Below are 15,964 nucleotides of genomic sequence, written 5' to 3' on the forward strand. Positions count from 1 at the left end.
CCTTACCTGCTCGGCCGTGCGTCAGCGGTGGCATTCGCCGCCGACTGGCTGCGCCACGGCTTCGGATCGACAAGCGCCCCCGGCGCGAGCGTCTGGAAACCTTCGACAACGACGTTGTCGCCCGCGTTGAGCCCGCTCCTGATGATCCAGCGTCCATTGACGAGGCGCGACGGCGTGACGTTGCGGAGTTCGGCCTTGCGATCGACGGTGACGACATAGAGCTGTGCCTGCCCGCCGGGGTCGCGTTGCAGGGCACGCTCCGGCACCGAGAGTGCGTTCTGCTGCTCGCCCTGCACGATCTGCACACGGACATACATGCCGGGCAGAAGATCACCTTCCGGGTTGGGAAATTCGCCACGCAGTGTGACCTGACCTGTGCTCGCATCGACTGCGGCTTCTGAAAACAGCAGGCGGCCGTGATGGGCATAGTCCGAACCGTCATCGAAACGCAGCCGCACCTGAGTGGCATCGTCGCCCTGCTCCTTCGCATTCGCCTGCGCAGCACGCTTCAATGCGAGCAGTTCATTGGCTGACTGGGTGAAGTCGGCATAAACGGGTTCGAGCTGCTGGATCTTTGCAAGGCTCTCGCTGCCGCCGACGCTGACCAGCGCGCCTTCGGTGATCAAGGCGCGGCCAATGCGGCCGGTGATCGGCGCGCGGACCTCGGTATATTGCAGATCGAGTTGCGCAGCTTCGAGCCCCGCCCGCGCCGACGCCTCGTCGGCTTCGGCCTGTGCCAGTTCGGCGACGGCGCGGTCATAGAGCTGACCGGTGGTGACGTCGCGCTCCTTCAATTGTGTCTGACGTTCGGCCTGCTGCTTCGCAAGCACCCGCGTGGCCTCCGCGCGCTGCAAGGCGGCCTTGGCGCTGTTCACCCGTACGCGGAACGGCGCGGGATCGATGCGATAGAGCACATCGCCCTGACGAACGATGGTCCCCTGCTTGAACACCCGCTCGACCACGATGCCGGCCACCCGCGGACGCACCTCTGCGATCCGCGTTGGCGCGATACGCCCGGGCAGATCGTTGACGATCCGCAGGGTCTCGGGATTCACGGTCACCACACCAACGCGCGTTGCCGGAGCCGCCTGGCCGTTCGGCGCCTGTTTGCCGTCGCCGCAGCCGGCGAGCAGCGCAGCGATCACCGAAAGCGCCGCGAACGGAGCAATTTTCTTCGTCTTGCCAAACACTTAAGTCACCATTGATCGGAAGGCCGAGACCGCAGACTGCGCCCTCTCGGCCTGAAAGCTCGCCGGATTCGAACGAGGATCAGAAACATACCATCTGGTTGGTTTCAATTACAATCCCTATGTTTGCAACGCAGCATGCGCGCCGCAGGAACCGATAGCGCTTGCAACCACCGCATCCGCCCGGCCAGATGAACCGATGAACGAAGGTTACGAACGCAAGAAACAACCCGAACTGGTCCGGCGCGCGCTGATCGACTGCGCCGCGCGCCTCGCCACCGAATGCGGCCTGCAGGCCGTTACCGTGCAGGCCGTCGCCGATGCAGCCGGTGTCACGAAAGGCGGCCTCTTTCATCACTTCCCGAACAAGCAGGCGCTCATCGAAGCGGTCTTGAAGGACCAGCTCGACAAGTTCGATGCCGTCATCGAGACAACACTGGCGCAGGACGGCGACGGTTACGGCTGCTTCACCCGCGCTTACGTGATCGCCAATCTCTCGATGGCCGAATATGCGCCGGCGCTGGAGTCGACCTGTATTGCGCTGCTCACCGATCCCGTCGCGCGCACGCACTGGTCGGACTGGCTGCGCGCCCGCCTCGAGCGTCATCACGCCACCGATGCCGCGCCCGAACTGGAAATCGTCCGCTATGCCGCCGATGGCGTCTGGCTGGCCGATCTGCAGCAGGTGCCGGCCGACCTGCGTATCGAACGCGATGCGTTGCGGAAGCGGTTGCTGGCCATGACGATCAGATGATCAGCGACCGCCAAAGCTGCTCTTGATCTGGTGCAGCAGCGTCAGCCCCCAGCAGAGCGCGAACGAACCTGCAAGGCCATAGCCGGTACGACGGTCGATCAACGACAGGCCGGTCCAGAGATAGATCCGGTAGAGCCAGAGCCCGGCGAGACCGACGCCGAGCAGGCACACCAGCAGTTTCACGAAACGTGCATTGGCAACGCCGACCGCAGCGAACAGAATGGTCAGCGGAACCAGAAACAGCTGGCAGACGGCAATCAGGCTCTCGTTCACAGGTAGCTCCAGGGAATCGCAAAACGCGTCTCAGCACCTGGAGCTTAGGCGGCGAATTTGAAACAAATGGTTGCCGATGAATGAGCTACGAGGAATCGCTCAGAAGCACATATTGGTGACGACGTTGCCACGCTTGTCCTTGACCACATAGGGACACTTGATGCGTTCCAATGCCTTCTTCGCATCTTCGTCGCCAAGAGCTGCGGCTTTCTCATAATAGGCCTTCGCGGCATCCTTGTTCGACGCGCCGCCGCGGCCGCTTTGCGCGAACGCACCCATGCGCTCCAATGCGCCTGCATGGTTCTGCGCCGCAGCCTTCTCGAATAGGGCGCGTGCCGCAACATCGTCCTTTGCGCCACCGATACCTTCCGACAGCATCATGCCCAATTGATATTGCGCTTCGGCATTGGTCTCCGCGGACTTGGCCAGCAACTGCCGCGCGCGCACCGGGTCGGAGCCCGCGCCCGCGCCGCCCGACAGCGCCGCAAGATTGCTGACGCCGCGCGGATTGCCAGCCTCGGCCGCGCGTTCGAACAATCTGCGCGCCTGTGCCTCGTCGCGCGCAACACCCGTGCCGTTGCCATAGGCGACGCCGAGTTCGACCATGGCCGAGGTGCTGCCCTTGTCCGACGCCTTGCGCCATGCAGCGAGCGCCTCCGCAACCTGTGCATTTGCCGCGTAAGCGCGTCCAAGCTGGAACATTGCACGGCGCGCCCCGCCCGACGCGGTCCGGCAGAACTTGATGGCGGTGGCGATGTCCGCTTTCGCGATCTCGGCCATGCCCTTCACATCGGCAGGCTTGTCGGGATCGGCAGGATCGGCCGCGAGACGATCGCACAGAACCAGATCGGCGGACTGGGCCTGTACAGGCGACGGTGCGGGCGGCATAGCGAGTCCGGCGGCAATACCGAGCAAACAGATCAGAGGCGTCGCGCCGATACGTCGTGTCATGGGTTTTGTCGCCATCAGTGTCATTCACCGGCGACATTAGGGACAGGCGCGCAGCCCATCAAGCGGCGCACCAGGAACTCACACGGCCTTGCGGATCAGCTTCAGCACGGCCTGCAACCGCAGGCTCCGCTTGCCGGCCAGCGCCGTGGCTTCCAGCTCGGCGCCCTCGGGGTCACAGCTTCCGGAAAAGCCGATACCGATCTCATAGCCGCCGAAGATCGGAACCTCACCCAGCGACGGCGTGTGCTCCTGATTCAGGATCTCGCCCTTCCAGCGCCCGTCCGCGGAGGAATAGGCGCCGAGATAGTAGAACGAGGCATCGCCGCCAAGGATGCGGCCATCCTGCAGCAGCATCACGCCCGTGAGCCCGCCATCGATGCCGTCGAGGGCGCGCAGATGGATCGAATAAAGCCCGTTGGCAATGCTGCCCTCGCCGATCTCGCCGGCTGGCGGCATTTCGCTGTCATCGAGATTGGTCATCAGCGAGCGAAAGCTCGCGCCCGGCATCTGCGGCGAGCTGCCCTCGAAGCGATAGGTGTCTCCGCAGGCGCGGCCGATCACCTTGATGGTCGCGATGTCCTGGCCGAGCAGCGACTGGTAGTCCGCCTCGAAACAATGGCGGCGGCTTTCGATCTCGGCGAACACCTGGTCGCCCTCGAAGCGATAGGCGCCGATATGAGCGAAGCCGGAATTGCCGCCGAGCATGGTACCGTCGCGAACATACATCACGCTGCGCCCGAGCGCCTCGCCGACGTAGTATTCGCATTTGTAGAAGCCGGTCCGCACTGACCATTCCTCACTGAGCCTCCGGCAATCTAGCCGAAGTTGCGCAGTGAGGAAAAGCGCACCTTGTCAGCCCGGAACGATTCCGGCGGCCTTGATCACAGGCAGAACGCACGTCTGCCTGTCTTCACAGTTCCCCGGCCCGCACTGCACAGGGCCTCACGAATGTGACGGCGCCGAGCCATGTGCCTTGTGGGCATGCGCCTCGCTGTCATGAGCCCCCGGCGCCAGCGGTGCATCCTGATCCACTGTGCCCTCGCCATGCTGGGTGAGCGGGCGGTTGCCCGCCATGGCGCGCAGCAGCACATAGAACATCGGCGTGAAGAAGATGCCGAAGGCCGTCACACCAATCATGCCTGCGAACACGGCGACGCCCATCGCATGCCGCATCTCCGAGCCCGCGCCAGTGGACGTCACGAGTGGCACGACACCCATGATGAAGGCCATCGACGTCATCAGGATCGGACGCAGACGCAGCCGGCTCGCCTCGATCGCCGCTTCGATGGGCTTGCGACCCGCAAATTCCAGCTCGCGCGCAAATTCCACGATCAGAATGGCGTTCTTCGCGGACAGTCCGACAAGCACGATCAAACCGATCTGGGTGAAGACATTGTTGTCCCCCTTGGTGATCCAGACGCCGAACATGGCGGCGAGCAGGCTCATGGGCACGATCATGATGATCGAGAGCGGCAGCGTCAGGCTCTCGTATTGGGCAGCGAGCACCAGGAACACCAGCAGGATCGCAACCGGAAACACGATCAACGACGAATTCCCCGCGATGATTTCCTGATAGGTCAGTTCGGTCCATTCGAAGGCAATGCCCTTTGGCAAAGTCTCCTTCGCAACCCGCGCGACCGCGTCCTGCGCCTGCCCCGTAGAGTAGCCCGGCGCAGCACCGCCATTCACGTCGGCGGAGAGGAAGCCGTTGTAACGCATGGCGCGTTCCGGCCCTGCGCTCTCCTTGACACGCAGCAGCGTCGACAGCGGGATCATCTCGTTGCTGTCCGAACGCACCTTGAGCTGTCCTATATCGTCGGCCCGCGCGCGATACTTCGCGTCGGCCTGCACGCGCACCGAATAAGTGCGGCCGAACTTGTTGAAGTCGTTCACATAGAGCGAGCCGAGATAGATCTGCATCGTGTCGAAGATCGAGGTTACTGGCACGTTGAGCTGCCGCGCCTTGGTGCGATCGACATCCGCATAGAGTTGCGGCACGTTGATCTGATAGCTCGAGAACAGACCGGCCAGCTCCTTCTGCTGCATCGCCTTGCCGATAAAGGCCTTGGTGGCGTCGTTGAGCGCCTCATAGCCGAGACCGGCGCGATCCTCGATCTGCAGCTTGAAACCGCCGATGGTGCCGAGGCCGGCGACCGGCGGCGGCGGGAACATCGCGATGAAGGCATCCTGCAAGCCGGCATATTTCTTGTTCAGCGACAGCGCGATGGCATTGCCGGACAGCGACTTGTCCTTGCGTTCCTCGAACGACTTCAGGCCGATGAAGACGATGCCCGAATTCGACGAATTGGTGAAACCGTTGATCGACAGGCCCGGGAACTGGATGGCGTTCTCGACGCCCGGCTCCTTGAGAGCAATGTCGCCCATCCTGCGGATCACTTCTTCGGTGCGATCCAATGTGGCGCCGTCGGGCAATTGCGCGAAGCCGACGAGATACTGCTTGTCCTGTCCCGGCACGAAACCGCCCGGCACCGCGTGGAACAGATAGCCGGTGACGCCCACCAGCGCGAGATAGACACCCATCACCACCGCGCGGCGAGAGATGACGCGCTTGACGCCGCCGCCATAGGCTTCCGACGAACGCGTGAAAAAGCGGTTGAAGCGGACGAAGAACCAGCCGAGCGTCCTGTCCATGAAGCGCGTCAGCACGTCCTTCGGCGCATCGTGGCCCTTGAGCAGCAGCGCCGCGAGTGCCGGCGACAGCGTCAGCGAATTGAAGGCTGAGATTACCGTCGAGATCGCCACGGTCAGCGCGAACTGCTTGTAGAACTGGCCGGTCAGACCGGTAATGAAAGCCAGCGGCACGAACACCGCGACCAGCACGAGTGCGATGGCGATGATCGGCCCGGTCACTTCACGCATGGCCTGATAGGCCGCGCTCTTCGGATCGAGACCCCGTTCGATGTTGCGTTCGACGTTTTCGACCACGACGATGGCGTCGTCCACCACGATACCGATGGCGAGCACGAGGCCGAACAGCGTCAGCGCGTTCACCGAAAAACCGAACACATGCATGACCGCAAAGGTGCCGACCACCGACACCGGCACCGCAATCAACGGAATGATCGATGCGCGCCAGGTCTGCAGGAACAGGATCACCACCAGCACGACAAGCGCGATGGCTTCGAGCAGCGTGTGGATCACAGCCTCGATCGAAGCGCGGACGAACTGCGTGGGGTCATAGACGATGTCATAGTCGACGCCGTCGGGCATGTTCTCCTTCAGCTCCTTCATCGTCCTGCGGACATTGTCGGAGATCTGGATCGCGTTGGAGCCCGGCGACTGGAAGATCGGCACGGCGACGGCCGACTTGTTGTTCAGCAGCGAGCGGAGCGCATAATCGGCAGCGCCGAGCTCGATCCGCGCGATGTCGCGCAGCCTGACGACTTCACCATTGTCGCCGTTCTTGACGATGATTTCGCCGAACTCTTCCTCGCTCTGCAGGCGTCCCTGCGCGTTGATGGAGAGCTGCAGGTCGAGACCGGGCTCGTTGGGCGAGCCGCCCACCTGCCCCGCCGCCGCCTGCACGTTCTGCGCGCGGATCTCGCGCACCACGTCGCCCGGCGACAGGCCGCGCTCGGCGACCTTCTGCGGATCGAGCCAGACGCGCATGGAGTAATCCCCCGAACCGAACAGCTGCACCTGACCGACGCCTTCGATACGCGCGAGGCGATCCTTGACGTTGAGCACGGCATAGTTGCGCAGATAGGTCATGTCGTAGCGGTCGTTCGGCGACAGCAAGTGCACGACCATGGTAAGGTCGGGCGCACTCTTGATCGTCGTCACGCCGAGCGCGCGCACTTCCGCCGGCAGCCGCGGCTCGGCCTGCGACACGCGGTTCTGCACCAGTTGCTGCGCCTTATCGGGATCGGTGCCGAGGCGGAAGGTGACATTGAGGGTCATCCGGCCGTCGGTGGTCGCCTGGCTGCTCATATAGAGCATATTCTCGACGCCGTTGATCTGTTCTTCGATCGGCGTCGAAACCGTTTCCGCAATCACCTTCGGATTGGCGCCGGGATAGTTCGCCGTCACCACCACGGTCGGCGGCGCAACTTCCGGATATTCAGAGATCGGCAGAGCCGGCATCGCCAGCAGGCCCGCCAGGAAGATCACCGCGGACAGCACGCCGGCGAAAATCGGGCGGTCGATGAAAAACTTTGAGAAGTTCATGGCGATGATCCGTAAAACCTGCCCCGTCCGGGCGCAGTAACCTCTTGCGGTCCCGAAGGCGACCGCCAAAGCGTGAGCATGAAGATGAAAAAATCTCCGCCGCGAGCGGGCGGAAAAGATCAGGCGAAACGCAGAACTAGTTCGCCAAGGCAGTCTTCGTTTGCGGCAGCGATGCAGAATTCATGGCGACCATTTCAGGCTTGATGGTCACGCCCGGACGCACGCGCTGCAGGCCGTTGACGACGATGCGTTCGCCAGCCTTCAGGCCTGCGAGGATGATGCGCATGCCATCCACGGAAGCGCCGAGCTGCACCTCGCGATATTCGGCCTTGTCCTTGTCGTCGACGACCATCACGAACTTCTTGTTCTGGTCGGTGCCGACGGCGCGCTCGCTGATCAGCAACGTCTGCTCCGGCTTTGGCTGTCCCATGGAGAGACGGGCGAACTGGCCCGGCATCAGGCGACCGTCGTGATTGTCGAACACCGCACGCACGCGTACGGTGCCCGAACGCGGATCCACCTGGTTGTCGATGAACTGCATCTTGCCCTTGATCGGCGCAGTGTCGGAGATCGTGGTCATCTGCACGGGAATGCGCTCGATCTCGTTCGCCGTCTTCTCGTCAGCGAGCGTCTTGAGCGCGCGCGACACCACCTGCTCGTCCGCGTTGAAGCTCGCATAGATCGGATTGACCGAGACCAGCGTGGTGAGCAGCGGTGAGCTTGGACCGGCGGCGATCAGGTTGCCGACCGTGATCTCGATCTTGCCGACGCGGCCCGACACCGGCGCACGGACTTCGGTGTAGCTGAGATTGAGCTGCGCGGTCTTCAGCGCAGCTTCCGTTGCGGCGAGATTGGCTTCGGCCTCGTGGAAGGCATTGGAGCGATTGTCGAGATCGCGCTGGGTGATGCTCGACGTCGTGAGCTGCTGGCCGCGGTCGTAGTCGGCCTTGGTGAAGATCAACCGTGCCCGCGCGGCCGAGACCTGCCCCTGCGCGCGATCGACTTCCGCGGCGTAGAGCGCCGGATCGATCTGCACCAGGAGATCGCCCTTCTTCACCAGCGCGCCCTCACGAAAGTGGATCGCCTGGACGGCGCCGGCAACGCGGGAACGGATTTCCACCCGCTCGATCGCCTCGAGCCGGCCGGAGAATTCGTCGGAGGGCGTGGTCGCCTTGGCTTCGACCAGCGCCACCGAGGCCGGAACCGCCGGCGGCGGCGCGGGTGCCTGTTCTGCCTGGGCCGCGAATCCGGCAAGACCCCAAAGGGCGGCGCCGCCGCCCAAACTCACGGAAACAAGGAAGATTCCGGCGCCAAGTGCGATATTCCGAGCAAGAGAACTGGCCATCGTGAACCCCATTTTAATCTCGAAGGACTTGAGAAAGCCCTGTCATTCCAATAGCTAAGGACAGAAACACCGCGGGGGCATCTCCACCCGGGAAACTTGCTGCGATGCACATATCCGTAACGCCCGGTATAGATGGCCTATCGACATCCACTGTCAAGGGACTTATCTACTAAACGGTAGAAATCTTTGGAGGACCTGGCCATGGCCATGGGACGTCCGCGCGAATTCGATACCGACACGGCTCTCGATCTCGCGCTGCATGTGTTCTGGCGAAAAGGCTATGAGGGCGCCTCGATGGCCGACCTCACCGAAGCCATGGGCATCACCAAGCCGAGCCTTTACGCGGCTTTCGGAAACAAGGAAGAGCTGTTCCGCAAAGCGCTGGATCGCTATGTCGACGGCCCCGGCGGCTATTTCCGCACCGGGCTGGACAAGCCGACTGCCCGCGAAGTGGTCGAGCACATCCTCTATGAATCAGTCGAGGCCGTCACCGATCCCAGGAACCCCGGCTGTCTCGCCGTACAGGGCGCGCTGTGCTGCGGCGATGCCGCCGAGACCATCAAGCAGGAGCTGATGTCACGCCGCTCGAAAGGGGAGAACGACTTGCGCGTTCGTTTCACGCGCGCCCTCGCCGAGGGCGATCTCCCCATGGGAGCAGATCCCGGCGATCTCGCGCGCTATGTGTCGGCCATCCTGCAGGGCATGGCTGTACAGGCCGCCGGCGGCGCGCCACGCGAGCAATTGCGCAAGCTCGCCGATATGGCGATGCGCAGCTGGCCGCCCGTATAGGCAATGCTCCCGTATGACGATTGAGTTCTCGCGTGCGCACGCCTCTGCCGTTGGCTCACGCTCGCCATTCGTCGATCATGCTTGCGGGATTGGGGATGACGGGATAGGACGTCGCACGACGATTGAGCAATGCAGGCAAGTGACATCCACATCACTCGCAACTGCCGCATTCTCGGCAAACGCGCCCCCCTCATCGACATCGCGTTCGAGTAGAACTCCATCGGAGTTTCGATTAGCGTGAAGCTGACCATCGCCTACCCTCCCCTGCAGGGGGAGGGTCGCTCGCGCAGCGAGCGGGGTGGGGTGAACGCAGTCGAGGGACGTGCAATGGTTACGTCGTCACTCCGTCGCGCAGCCGCAAAGAGACTCCGCAGCAATGCGGACACCGCATGAGCGTATCCTGTGGCGTGTGCTGAAAGAGCTTTCGTTGGAGGGCACGCATTTCCGACGCCAGGCTCCGATCGGTCCTTCTGTCGTCGATTTCCTTTGTCCAGCCACACGCCTCATCGTCGAACCCGACGGCGGTCATCGCAACGAAGACGAGCAAGCTCGCCGCGACGTGCGGCGGCAGCGATGGCTGGAAACAGAAGGCTATCGTGTCCTTCGGTTCTGGAACGACATCGACAACGAGCTGCCATCCGTGCTCGAACGCATCTATATCGAACTGCACGGCGGACGCGACGTGGCGTCTGCGCCGATGAAACATCGCCGTCGTGTATGGGGCAAGTCGGCCACCCCACCCCGATGAACGCTGCGCGTTCATCGACCCTCCCCCTGCAGGGGAGCGCTATTTGCCCATGCTGCGATCCACAACTTCACGATATCGAGATCGCCGCTGCGTGCATTGCTGCGTCCTGCGTGGCGCCTTTGCGCTGCAACTGCGAACATGGCACTCCGTCTTATATCGCGCCGCAATATTTCCGCGCAGGAGAATGCCAAATTCGCCTCTCTCTCCCCATTCTCGCCCTTGCGGCGGCGTCGTTCGGCATCGGAACGACCGAATTCGTTATCATGGGCCTGCTGCCGGATGTGGCGCGCAGCCTGTCGGTGACGATTCCCCAGGCCGGCTATCTTGTCTCCGGCTACGCACTCGGGGTCGTGGTCGGCGCGCCAATCGTGGCGATGGCGACCGCCGGCATGCCGCGCAAGGCGGCGCTGCTGTCACTGATGGCGCTGTTCACCATCGGCAATGTCGGCTGCGCCGTCGCGTCCGATTACAATCTGCTGATGGCGGCGCGCATCGTCACCGCCTTCTCCCATGGCGCTTTCTTCGGCATCGGCGCCGTGGTCGCCAGCAATCTCGTGCCGCGCGAGCAACGCGCGCAGGCGGTGTCGCTGATGTTCGCGGGCCTTACGCTGGCGAATGTCCTCGGTGTCCCGTTCGGCACCGCGCTCGGCCAGGCCGCCGGATGGCGCGCAGCGTTCTGGGCCGTGGTGGTCATCGGCATCGTCGCCTTCATCGCCATCCTGCGTTATGTCCCCTCGGGCTTGCCCGGCCCGAGAGGTGGCCTCGGCCGCGAATTCCGCGCGCTCGGCCGCTGGCCCGTGCTGCTGCCGATGCTGATTTCCACCACCGCCTCGGTCAGCATGTTCAGCCTGTTCACCTACATCACGCCACTGCTCGAGGACATCACCGGCCTTACCCCGCACGGCGTCACCGGCGCCCTGCTGGCCATCGGCGTCGGCCTCACCATCGGCAATCTGATCGGCGGCCGCCTCGCCGACAAGAATCTCCTCTCCACGGTGATCGGCGCCTTCATCTGCCTCGCGATCGTGCTCGGCCTGCTCTCGCTCGTCGCACATCTGGTGATTCCGACCATCGCGCTGCTCGTATTGTGGGGCGGCATCGCTTTCGCGCTGGTCTCGCCGCTGCAGATCTGGGTGGTGGATGCCGCCACCGACGCGCCCAATCTCGCTTCGACGCTGAATCAGGGCGCGTTCAATCTCGGCAACGCCACCGGCGCCTGGATCGGCGGTATCGCCATCAATCTCGGCGTCCACTACGGTCAACTGCCGCTTCTCGCCGCCTGCGTGGCGCTGATCGGTCTCGCAATGACTCTAACAACCCTCATCGATCGCAGGGTCTTGCCGGCGCAGATCAGTCCGGCAGAATGACGAAAGGCGGCAAGAGTCGCCGCCTCGCTTCTCGATTCAAGGAATTCATTGTGGCGCTCGGGCGCGAAACGTTTGCCTTCACCGCGTTCCTGGGCACCCTGACCGCGCTGCCGCCTCTGTCGATCGACATGGGCCTGCCGGGCTTTCCAGCTCTCGAGGCGACATTCCCCGATGCAGCCGGGCGCAGCCCGCTGACGCTCAGCCTGTTCATGGCCGGCTTTGCGATCTCACCCTTGATCTGCGGCCCGCTGGCCGACCGCTTCGGCCGCCGCGCCACATTGCTCGATGGCCTGCTGATCTTTTCGCTCGCGGCCACTGCCTGCGCCCTCGCCCCGAATTTTACCGTGCTGCTCGCCTGCCGCCTGCTGCAGGGCTTTGCCGCGGGCGCCTGCGCGATCCTGCCCATCGCCATCGTCCGCGACCTGTTCGTTCACGGCGCCGCACGGCAAAAGCTGTCGCAGATCGCCGCCGTGCTCGGTATCGCGCCGATGCTCGCGCCCGTGCTCGGCGGCTGGATCATGACGTTTGCCGACTGGCGCGCGATCTATGCCGCGCAGGCTTTGGTCGGCGTCACCCTGTTGATCGTCGGCGCCATCGGCCTCGCTGAATCCCAGCCTGTCGAAAACCGCCGCTCCCTGAATCCGCGACAGCTCGCCGAGAGCTATCGCTTCGTCCTCGGCGATCGCGCCTTTGTCGGCTATGCCACGCTCTATGCCTTCGCCTTCGCCTGCATGTTCGCCTTCATTTCCGGCGCACCATCGGTGCTGATCGGCAGCCTCAAGCTCTCCACCACCGCTTTTGCGCTGCTGTTCGGCCTCACCTCCTGCGGCGTGCTTGTGGCCTCCCTGATCTCGGGGCAGCTCAGCAAGCGTCACGTGCCGTCGCGAAAGATCATCGCGTTCGGCCTGGTGTTGATGGCGGCAAGCGCCCTCGCAGCGCTGCTGCTCGTTCCGGCCAATGCCGTGACCGTTGCGTCGCTTACGCCGCTGATGGCGCTGACCATTTTCGCTTTCGGTATTCTCGCCCCCTCGACCAATCACGAAGCGCTGCAAAATCTGCCGCATGTGGCAGGCTCCGCCGCCGGCGTCATGCGCTGCACCCAGATGGTGATGGGCTCCTTCGCCAGCGCCATGATCGCGGTGCTGGAGCCATTCGGCCATCCCGCGCTGGTGATGACCGGGCTGATGTCCGTCATGGCGATCGTCGCAGGCAGTATCTATCTCTGGGTCCTTCCCGCAGCGAAAGCGGGGACCGATCACAGCTAGGCGGAGGTATTACCGATGCAGAAGAAGATCGTTGTCATCACGGGCGCCGCCGGTGCGCTCGGTCGGGTCGTCGCCGATCGCGCGCTGAACGAGGGAGCGACCGTGGCTGTGATCGACCACGGCCGTAACGACGCCCCCTCGACGCCGCAGCGCTTGCAGATCGGCGGTGTCGATCTGTCCGCTGCGCCGCAGGCCAGCAAGGCCATCGACGACATCGTTGCGCAACTGGGGCGCATCGACGTGCTGATCAACATCGCCGGCGCATTCAAGTTCGAAACCATTGCCGATGGCAACGACGAGAGCTGGGAGACGATGCATCGTCTCAACCTGCTCACCGCGCTCAACACGTCGCGCGCTGCGATTCCGCATCTGGTGAAATCGAACGCCGGCCGCATCGTGAATATCGGCGCCCTTGGCGCGCTCGAGGCCGGCAGCGGCATGGGGCCTTACGCCGCCTCGAAGGCCGGCGTGCACAAATTGACGGAGTCCTTGGCGGCGGAGCTGAAAGGCAGGGTCACGGTCAACGCCGTGCTGCCCTCCACGATCGACACATTGGCCAATCGCCGCGATATGCCGAACGCGGATTTTGCGAAATGGGTGACGCCCGACGAGCTTGCGAGCGTGATCCTGTTTCTGGCGAGCGACGCCGCAAGTGCGATCACCGGCGCTTTGGTGCCGGTGCGCGGACGGGTGTGATCAGCACTCTGTTGTCGTCGCCCGGCTTGACCGGGCGATCCAGTAGACATTGGCGTCAGTGCAAATCACGCCCCCCGTGTCTACTGGGTCACCCGCTCCAGGCGCGCAATTGCGCGCCAGGCGGGTGACGACAAGTTAAACGAGGACATGCGCGTCCGCCTCAGCCCCGGTTCTTTTTCTTCTTCCCGAACGCCGGCTTCTCGAACTTCGCACCGCCATCGCGCTTGGCCTTGGCGACATAGGGGGCCTTCTCCTTGCGCGGCTTGTCGTGGAAGTTCGGCTTCTTGCCTTCGTAGGGCTTCTTGCCCTCGTAGCCAGTGTCACGCTTCGGCTTGCGATCATCCCAGCTTGCAGACGGTTCGCGAGCGCGGTCCGCTTTCAGCGGATCATATTTCGGCTTCCGATCACCGCGCGGCTTGTCCTCGAAATTCTTGCCGCCATACGGCTTGTCGCTGCGAGGACGCTCGCGCGGTCCGTCATCCTTCCATGACTTCCCTTTATACGAATCCTTCGCCTTGAAGTCCGGCCGGTCGCCGTCTTTCCTGAAGTCACCGCCCTTGTCGAATTTGCGCGGACGCTTCGGCGCAAAGTCGCGGTCCTCGCGCGGCATTGGCGTGACGGTGCCGCCTTCCGGCCCGTTCGGCAGCGCCTCGATGCGGATATTGTCTTCCTTGTCCGGACGCTTGATCATCGACACGAAACGATCGGCCGCAGCTGCCGAAATCTCGAACTCGGTTGCGCCGTCATAGATCTTGATGGCGCCGACATCGACCTTCTCGATGCCACCACGGCGACAGATCATCGGCAGCAGCCAGCGGGCCTCGGCATTCTTCGTACGGCCGATGGCCGCGCGGAACCATCTTGCGCCCTCGCCCATCGGCTCGCTCTTCTTCGGAGTCTTGCGGACGGGCAAGCCATCCTCGCCCTTGCGGCGGCTGCCGGCGCGATCCTCACGGCCCCGATAGGTGCCGGGATCCTCGACTTCTTCCGGCGATGGCAGGCGCGAACGATAAAGCCGCGCCAGCGCCGTCGCGATGATTTCGGCCGAATGCTTCTCCAGCAGCGCCTTGGCGAACACGGAATCGTCTTCATTCGCCGCATCGTCGAAGATCGGGTCCGACATCATGCGCTCTTCGTCGAGCGCGCGGATTTCGTCCACGGTCGGCGCCGCGCTCCATACCGCTTCGGTCTCGGCGAGCTGCAGCAGGAATTCAGCGCGGCGGCGGCGCGATGGCGGCACCAGCAAGACACTGACGCCCTTGCGGCCGGCCCGGCCGGTGCGACCGGAGCGATGCTGCATCACTTCGGGATCGTTCGGCAGTTCGGCATGGATGACCAGACCGAGATTGGGCAGATCGATACCGCGCGCGGCAACGTCGGTGGCGACGCAGATACGCGCATGGCCGTCGCGCAATGCCTGCAGCGCATGGGTGCGCTCGTTCTGGGACAGCTCGCCCGACAGCGCGACCACCGAGAAACCGCGCTCCAGCAGTACGCCCTGCAGATGCTTCACCGCATTGCGAGTGTTGCAGAACACGATCGAGGTCGGCGATTCGAAATAGCGCAGCACGTTGACGACGGCATGGTCGACATCGTTCGGCGAGATGCGGATCGCGCGGTATTCGATGTCCGAATGGCCGCCTTCACTGCCGGCGACTTCGATGCGGAAGGCGTCGTTCTGATATTCCTTGGCGAGATTGGCGATACCGCGCGGCATGGTCGCCGAGAACAGCAGCGTACGACGGCTCTCCGGCGTGGTCTCGAGGATGAACTCCATGTCCTCGCGAAAGCCCATGTCGAGCATCTCGTCGGCTTCATCCAGAACGACCGCCTTGAGCTGCGAGATATCGAGGCGATTGCGGCGGAGGTGGTCGCACAGACGGCCCGGCGTCCCGACGACGATATGCGCGCCGGCAGCGAGCGCGCGCTGCTCGGCGCGCGGATCCATACCGCCGACACAGGAAACGACGCGGGCGCCGGCCTGGGCATAGAGCCAGGTCAGTTCGCCATGCACCTGCAGCGCAAGCTCGCGGGTCGGCGCGACGATCAATGCCAGCGGCGCACCGGCCTGCGGCAGCCGCTCGGCCCCTTCGAGGAGGTCGGCCGCAATGGCGAGGCCATAGGCGACGGTCTTGCCGGAGCCGGTCTGCGCCGAAACGAGCAAGTCGCGGCCAACGGCATCATCAGCCAGCACGGCCGATTGAACGGGGGTGGATTCGCTGTAGTTGCGCTCAGCCAATGCGCGGGCGAGCGCCGGAGGCGTCGATTGAAAAGACACGGATTGTAACCTTGGTTGCGGCAGGCCGTATCACGCGGCCGGGACTCATCTGATGTTCGACATCGAGATACTGGGACCAAACGGAATCGAATCTGCCGTCCTTCATTTGACGGTCACGTCGGG

13 protein-coding genes are annotated in these 15,964 nt (G+C 63.7%); 6 read left to right on the forward strand and 7 right to left on the reverse strand.

Going from position 1 to position 15,964, the window contains the following annotated elements; all coding sequences use genetic code 11:
* Positions 1–2 precede the first annotated feature (2 nt).
* Positions 3–1,190 carry an efflux RND transporter periplasmic adaptor subunit gene (locus tag E0H22_RS15970; RefSeq protein ID WP_233021997.1) on the reverse strand — a complete coding sequence of 396 codons (1,188 nt, stop codon included), beginning with the start codon at positions 1,188–1,190 and terminating at the stop codon, positions 3–5.
* Between the two features lie 196 nt (positions 1,191–1,386).
* On the opposite strand from E0H22_RS15970, the gene E0H22_RS15975 reads away from it, so the two are divergent.
* Positions 1,387–1,941: a TetR/AcrR family transcriptional regulator gene (locus E0H22_RS15975; protein WP_233021998.1), complete on the forward strand. Its 555-nt coding sequence runs from the start codon at positions 1,387–1,389 to the stop codon at positions 1,939–1,941.
* On the opposite strand, the gene E0H22_RS15980 is transcribed toward E0H22_RS15975, so the two are convergent.
* The 5 genes from E0H22_RS15980 to E0H22_RS16000 form a co-directional block, all read right to left on the reverse strand.
* On the reverse strand, positions 1,942–2,214 hold the full coding sequence (locus E0H22_RS15980; RefSeq protein ID WP_233021999.1) for a hypothetical protein: 273 nt from the start codon (positions 2,212–2,214) through the stop codon (positions 1,942–1,944).
* Positions 2,215–2,313: 99 nt separating this feature from the next.
* Positions 2,314–3,102: a tetratricopeptide repeat protein gene (locus tag E0H22_RS15985; RefSeq protein ID WP_233026385.1), complete on the reverse strand. Its 789-nt coding sequence runs from the start codon at positions 3,100–3,102 to the stop codon at positions 2,314–2,316.
* Between the two features lie 141 nt (positions 3,103–3,243).
* Entirely contained in the window at positions 3,244–3,951 is a 708-nt protein-coding gene (locus E0H22_RS15990; protein ID WP_233022000.1) for a GrlR family regulatory protein, read from the reverse strand.
* A 156-nt stretch (positions 3,952–4,107) separates the two neighbouring features.
* Positions 4,108–7,353, reverse strand: coding sequence for an efflux RND transporter permease subunit (locus E0H22_RS15995; RefSeq protein WP_233022001.1), 3,246 nt, complete (start codon positions 7,351–7,353; stop codon positions 4,108–4,110).
* A 136-nt stretch (positions 7,354–7,489) separates the two neighbouring features.
* Positions 7,490–8,698: an efflux RND transporter periplasmic adaptor subunit gene (locus E0H22_RS16000; protein ID WP_233022002.1), complete on the reverse strand. Its 1,209-nt coding sequence runs from the start codon at positions 8,696–8,698 to the stop codon at positions 7,490–7,492.
* Between the two features lie 201 nt (positions 8,699–8,899).
* Between E0H22_RS16000 and E0H22_RS16005 the strand changes: the two genes are divergently transcribed.
* From E0H22_RS16005 to fabG, 5 genes are all read left to right on the forward strand, one after another.
* Positions 8,900–9,487 carry a TetR/AcrR family transcriptional regulator gene (locus E0H22_RS16005; protein ID WP_233022003.1) on the forward strand — a complete coding sequence of 196 codons (588 nt, stop codon included), beginning with the start codon at positions 8,900–8,902 and terminating at the stop codon, positions 9,485–9,487.
* 427 nt (positions 9,488–9,914) lie between these two features.
* Positions 9,915–10,235 (forward strand): endonuclease domain-containing protein, encoded by a 321-nt coding sequence (locus E0H22_RS16010; protein WP_233022004.1) that lies wholly within the window; start codon positions 9,915–9,917, stop codon positions 10,233–10,235.
* 263 nt (positions 10,236–10,498) lie between these two features.
* The gene (locus E0H22_RS16015; RefSeq protein WP_233022005.1) at positions 10,499–11,602 is read left to right on the forward strand and encodes an MFS transporter; all 1,104 of its coding nucleotides are present in this window, start codon (positions 10,499–10,501) and stop codon (positions 11,600–11,602) included.
* Positions 11,603–11,652: 50 nt separating this feature from the next.
* Positions 11,653–12,867 carry a multidrug effflux MFS transporter gene (locus E0H22_RS16020; protein ID WP_233022006.1) on the forward strand — a complete coding sequence of 405 codons (1,215 nt, stop codon included), beginning with the start codon at positions 11,653–11,655 and terminating at the stop codon, positions 12,865–12,867.
* Positions 12,868–12,882: 15 nt separating this feature from the next.
* Positions 12,883–13,563 carry a 3-oxoacyl-ACP reductase FabG gene (gene fabG, locus E0H22_RS16025; protein WP_233022007.1) on the forward strand — a complete coding sequence of 227 codons (681 nt, stop codon included), beginning with the start codon at positions 12,883–12,885 and terminating at the stop codon, positions 13,561–13,563.
* 160 nt (positions 13,564–13,723) lie between these two features.
* On the opposite strand, the gene E0H22_RS16030 is transcribed toward fabG, so the two are convergent.
* Complete coding sequence (locus E0H22_RS16030) at positions 13,724–15,841, reverse strand: DEAD/DEAH box helicase (protein ID WP_233022008.1); 2,118 nt, start codon at positions 15,839–15,841, stop codon at positions 13,724–13,726.
* Positions 15,842–15,964: the final 123 nt, after the last annotated feature.

Origin of the sequence: Rhodopseudomonas boonkerdii (assembly GCF_021184025.1) — a bacterium.
Classification (GTDB): domain Bacteria; phylum Pseudomonadota; class Alphaproteobacteria; order Rhizobiales; family Xanthobacteraceae; genus Tardiphaga; species Tardiphaga boonkerdii.

Excerpts from the sequence above, each read along its gene's own strand:
- E0H22_RS15995 (WP_233022001.1), bottom strand. The coding sequence starts at position 7,353 with ATGAACTTCTCAAAGTTTTTCATCGACCGCCCGATTTTCGCCGGCGTG.
- fabG (WP_233022007.1), top strand. The coding sequence starts at position 12,883 with ATGCAGAAGAAGATCGTTGTCATCACGGGCGCCGCCGGTGCGCTCGGT.
- E0H22_RS15975 (WP_233021998.1), top strand. The coding sequence starts at position 1,387 with ATGAACGAAGGTTACGAACGCAAGAAACAACCCGAACTGGTCCGGCGC.
- E0H22_RS16005 (WP_233022003.1), top strand. The coding sequence starts at position 8,900 with ATGGCCATGGGACGTCCGCGCGAATTCGATACCGACACGGCTCTCGAT.
- E0H22_RS16015 (WP_233022005.1), top strand. The coding sequence starts at position 10,499 with ATGGGCCTGCTGCCGGATGTGGCGCGCAGCCTGTCGGTGACGATTCCC.
- E0H22_RS16000 (WP_233022002.1), bottom strand. The coding sequence starts at position 8,698 with ATGGCCAGTTCTCTTGCTCGGAATATCGCACTTGGCGCCGGAATCTTC.
- E0H22_RS15985 (WP_233026385.1), bottom strand. The coding sequence starts at position 3,102 with ATGCCGCCCGCACCGTCGCCTGTACAGGCCCAGTCCGCCGATCTGGTT.